The sequence below is a fragment of the Streptomyces sp. SID8352 genome (genome assembly GCF_009862265.1).
GTDB lineage: Bacteria > Actinomycetota > Actinomycetes > Streptomycetales > Streptomycetaceae > Streptomyces.
In genome coordinates, this window is sequence record NZ_WWGX01000107.1 from 1 (window position 1) to 3980 (window position 3980).

2 protein-coding genes and 1 pseudogene are annotated in these 3980 nt (G+C 73.4%); all 3 read left to right on the forward strand.

The genetic code is table 11. The features are described from left to right. On the forward strand, positions 1-1180 hold a 1180-nt coding region (locus GTY84_RS31455), incomplete at its 5' end, for an LCP family protein (protein ID WP_161229834.1). A 162-nt stretch (positions 1181-1342) separates the two neighbouring features. After that, complete coding sequence (locus tag GTY84_RS31460) at positions 1343-3103, forward strand: LCP family protein (RefSeq protein WP_202552492.1); 1761 nt, start codon at positions 1343-1345, stop codon at positions 3101-3103. A 204-nt stretch (positions 3104-3307) separates the two neighbouring features. Then, a pseudogene (locus GTY84_RS31465) lies at positions 3308-3980 on the forward strand (LytR family transcriptional regulator); the annotation flags it as partial.

Here is a 3980-nt window from a genome sequence, read left to right on the forward strand (position 1 = left end):
CGTCGCCAAGGACCGCTCCAACGCGACCGCGCTGAGCATCCCCCGCGACCTCATCGTCAACGTCCCGGACTGCCCCACCACCCAGGACGACGGCAGCACGAAGGTCATCCCCGGCTCCGCCGGCGTCCGCTTCAACAGCAGCCTGGGCCAGGACGGCCGGACGCCGAGCTGCACCCTGCGGACCGTCACCGAGCTGACCGGCGTCACCGCCGACAACTTCATGGTCGCCGACTTCAACGCCGTCAAGACGCTGTCCTCGGCGGTCGGCGGCGTCGACGTGTGCCTCGCCAAGGACATCGACGACCCGGACTCGCACCTCAAGCTGTCCGCCGGCGAGCACACCATCCAGGGCGAGGAGGCGCTCGCCTTCGTCCGCACCCGCCACTCCGTGGGCTTCGGCGGCGACCTGAGCCGCATCGAGATCCAGCAGCAGTTCCTCAGCTCGCTGATGCGCAAGCTGAAGTCCAACGACACCCTGACCAGTCCGACCAAGATGGTGAAACTGGCCGAGGCCGCCACCAACGCGCTGACCGTCGACTCCCGGCTCGACAGCATCGGCAAGCTCAAGGACCTGGGCCTGGAGCTGGGCAAGCTGGACACCAGGAACCTGACCTTCGCCACCGTGCCGGTGGACGACAACCCCGCCGAGAAGGTCAAGGCCACGGTCGTCCTCCGGGAGGCCTCCGCCCAGCGGGTCTTCGCGATGATCCGCGACGACGTCTCCTTCACCGAGGTCCAGCGGAAGAAGAAGAAGGAGGCCGCCGCCGTCGCCGCCCGGCTGAAGGGCCCCAAGTCCGCGCCCGGCGACATCCGCGTCCGCGTCCAGAACGGCGGCGCCCCCTCCGGCAGCGCCCAGCAGGAGCTGCTGTACCTCCAGAACGAGGCGGGCGTCACCAAGTCCGAGAACGCCGGCAACGCCCCCGCGGGGCTGGCCAGGACCACCCTGGAGTACGCCCCCGAGCAGGCCGACCAGGCCCGGGCGCTGGCCGCGGTCCTCGGCCTGTCCGGAGCCGCCATGAAGCCCGGCGAGAGTGTCGTCAACTCCCAGGGGCTGCCCGCCATGACGCTCACCCTCGGCAAGGACTTCAAGGGCGCCGGGATCCCCCTCGACGCCGCCGCGGCACGCGCCCCCGAGGACGTGCAGAAGTCCACGGCGGACAAGGTCCAGTGCGCCAAGTGACCTGAGGGCCCCGTTTCGCGTCCTACCGGGTGGGCCGCGCCGCGGCCGGGGCGGCGCCGGGCACCGGTCCGCCCGTACAGCCCCGCGGGGCGCCCGCGCGTCCCACTCCGTGAACGGGGCGCGGTCCGGCGCCCGGTGGGTCCGACGGTCGGGGGGAGAGGCATGGCGCGGAGCAGTGTGCACGGGGAGGGCGCCCCCTCGGGCGGGCCCGTCCGCCCGGCCCGGGGAACCGGTGACGGCCCCACCCGGAACACCGGCGGCGGGGCGCGGCACGGCGGCCGGTCCGGGCACCGCGCCGGACGGCGGCACCGGGTGCTGCGCTGGTCGGCGACCGCCCTGTCGGTGCTGATACTCGGCACGGCGGGCGCCGGGTACCTCTACTACCGGCATCTGAACGGCAACATCGCGAAGGGCGAGCGCAGCAGCGGCGACTCCAAGGCGCACCGGGCCGAGCCCAACGCGGCCGGGCAGAGACCCCTGAACATCCTGCTCATCGGCTCCGACAGCCGCGCCTCCGACGCCAACGTCGCCCTGGGCGGCGGCAGGGACCACCGGGACGGGCCGCCGCTCGGGGACGTGCAGATGCTCATCCACCTGTCCGCGGACCGCAGGAGCGCCTCCGTGGTGAGTGTGCCGCGCGACACCCGTGTCGACATCCCCCGGTGCACCGACCCGGGGACGGGCCGCGCCTATCCGGCGGCCAACGACATCATCAACGCCACGCTCGGCCGGGGCGGCGCCGGCTGCACCCTCGCCACCTGGGAGAACCTCAGCGACGTCTACATCGACCACTGGATGACGATCGACTTCGCGGGCGTGGTGCGGATGGCGGACGCCATCGGCGGGGTCGAGGTCTGTGTCAACCAGAACGTCTGGGACCGGCCGACGGCCCGGCAGCGCGGCGGCTCGGGGCTGCGGCTGACGGCGGGCGCGCACAAGGTGAAGGGCGAGCAGGCCCTTCAGTGGCTGCGCACCCGGCACGCCTGGGGCAGCGACCAACTGCGGGCGCGGGCCCAGCACATGTACATGAACTCCATGATCCGCACCCTGAAGGACCAGAACGTCTTCACCGACACCGGCAGGCTGATGAAGCTGGCCGAGGCCGCCACCAAGTCCCTGACGGTCTCCCGGGAGATCGGCACGGTGAAGGCGCTGTACGACCTCGCCGCGCAGCTCAGGACGGTGCCGACGGACCGCATCACCATGACGACGCTGCCCACCGTCCAGGATCCGCAGGACGTCAACCACCTGCTGCCGGAGGAGAGGGGGGCCGAGCGGATGTGGGCGATGCTCCGCGACGACGTGCCCTTCGACGGCAGGGGGAACCGCGGGGGCGGCGCGGACGGCGGCGCCACGGGGAGCCGCGCTCCGGACACCGCCGGGACCACCGGCGGAGCCGCCGGCGGGACGGCCGACCCGGGCGCCGCGGACGGTGCGGGCCGTGCGGGCGGTGCGGCCGCCGGTGGCTCCGCCCCGCCGGACCCGGGCGGCGCCTCTTCCGCCGCCGCCGACGCCGCGCTCGGCGTGCTGGTGCGCAACGCCACCGGCTCCGCCTCCCTCGGTCCCGCCACCGGCCGCGCGGGCGCCGTCGCGCGGGCCCTGGCGGAGCGGGGATTCGACCGGGCGGTGACCGACAACTCGGCGGCGGGAGCGGAGCCGAGAACCTCGGTGCTCCTTCCGGAGAACGGTCCGCGGGACGCCGCGCTGCGCGTCGCGGGGGCGCTGGGGATTCCCGCGGCGGCGGTGCGCGAATCGGCGGAGGTCTCCGGGGTCACCGTCGTGGTCGGCGCCGACTGGCGGGCCGGGGACACCTATCCGGAACAGCGGACGCCGCAGGCCGGGGACCTGCCGGAGAACAGTGACGCCCTCAGCGGATCCGAAACCGGTAAATGCATGGATGTCTACGAGCCCTACCGCTGGTGACGTTCATGGAATTGGGACGGATTGCCCTGTTGTAGGGGAGTCGGATACGTCACCTGTGTCGTTGGCGCCAGAAGTTGGCCGATAGTGTGAGCGCTCCAGTGCCCCCGCCCACGCGTACCGCCCCGGCGACGTGCACAAGTTGATCCTTTATCGTGCGCCTTCCGGCAGAAGGTGCCGCGTGCCCCGACGGAGGACTGGGAGACCGTGGACGCGCAAGGACGTGGGCGGGCCGACGACGTCGATCCCGCAGACCAGTGGGTGCTGAATCCGCGGACGGGCGAGTACGAACTGCGACTGCCCGGCTCCGCAGGGCATCCGTCCTCCCGCCCGAGGGCACCGAAGGCCCCGGCCCCGCGGTCCGCCGCTCCGGCCGGGACGGGCCCCGCCGGGGCCGGCCCGGCCCGTCCGGCGTCCGGTGCGGCCGTTCCGGGCGCGCGCCGCCGCACCGCCGCGCCCGGCCGCGACCTGCCGCCGCAGCGCCGCCGCCGGGCCGCCCCGGAGGAGCCGCCGCCCGGCCGGCGCGGACGCCGTCCGGCGAAGAAGGCGAAGAAGTCCCGGGGCCGGAAGATCCTGATGTGGTCCGGCGGCACCATGGCGTTCGTCGTCCTGGCGACCGGGGTCGGCGGCTACCTCTACCTCAAACACCTCGAGGGCAACGTCTCGACGACGGACGTCGGTGACGCGGGCGCCCGTTCGTTCAAGAAGAACGAGGCCTTCAACATCCTGCTGATCGGCACCGACCGGCGCATCGGCAAGGGCAACGAGGGCTACGGCGACAAGGGCAGCGTCGGGCACGCGGACACCACGATCCTGCTGCACGTCGCCAAGGACCGCTCCAACGCGACCGCGCTGAGCATCCCCCGCGACCTCATCGTCA

What these genes read in the sequence shown, in the direction of transcription:
- GTY84_RS31460 (WP_202552492.1), top strand. Translation starts at nt 1,343, where the DNA reads ATGGCGCGGAGCAGTGTGCACGGGGAGGGCGCCCCCTCGGGCGGGCCC.